The sequence below is a fragment of the Mesorhizobium sp. M4A.F.Ca.ET.020.02.1.1 genome (genome assembly GCF_004022645.1).
Classification (GTDB): Bacteria; Pseudomonadota; Alphaproteobacteria; order Rhizobiales; family Rhizobiaceae; genus Mesorhizobium.
On sequence record NZ_RZOI01001359.1, the window covers coordinates 1 to 551 of the forward strand.

General features: G+C 63.0%; 1 pseudogene. It reads left to right on the plus strand.

Features of this window, described 5'->3' with window-relative positions:
* Positions 1-551, plus strand: a pseudogene (locus tag EN742_RS37130) (hypothetical protein); the annotation flags it as partial.

Below are 551 nucleotides of genomic sequence, written 5' to 3' on the forward strand. Positions count from 1 at the left end.
TCTCATCGTCTCGGCACGCGCCGGCACAGATGTAACGGCATTCCAGGCCGCGGTGCGCGATTTTCTTGGTGAGCAGTTCGGCGGTCACCGGTACGTGTTCGCACTGCATGATCCGGCCGACGATCCGAAGGAAATGGAGCAGGGCGGACGGCGGCCGCATATTCATGCCCATGCCATCGTCACCATGCGCTCCGAGACGGGTGATCGGATTGTAACCAGCCCACAATTCTTTCGGCAATGGCGCGCGCTGATGGCCGAGAAGGCAAGGGAGCACGGCATCGACATGGAGATGACAGACCGCCGCGAATTTGGCAATCCGCCAGCCTATGGGCGGAACCAGGTGCGGCCGGTGAGTTATGCCGGGCGGACCGAGCATGAAGGCACGAGCAGGGCTGCACAGGTCCGCTACGATGCCAAGCGTACCAACCGGCATTCCACGGCCCGCTCAGCGCCCAGCGCCGGCTATGCTGTCGAAGCGGTCCAGGCTTGGAGCGAGATCAAGCATGCCGATCCAGACAACGCCGTTGCCGACTTTGCGACCGCGCAGATAG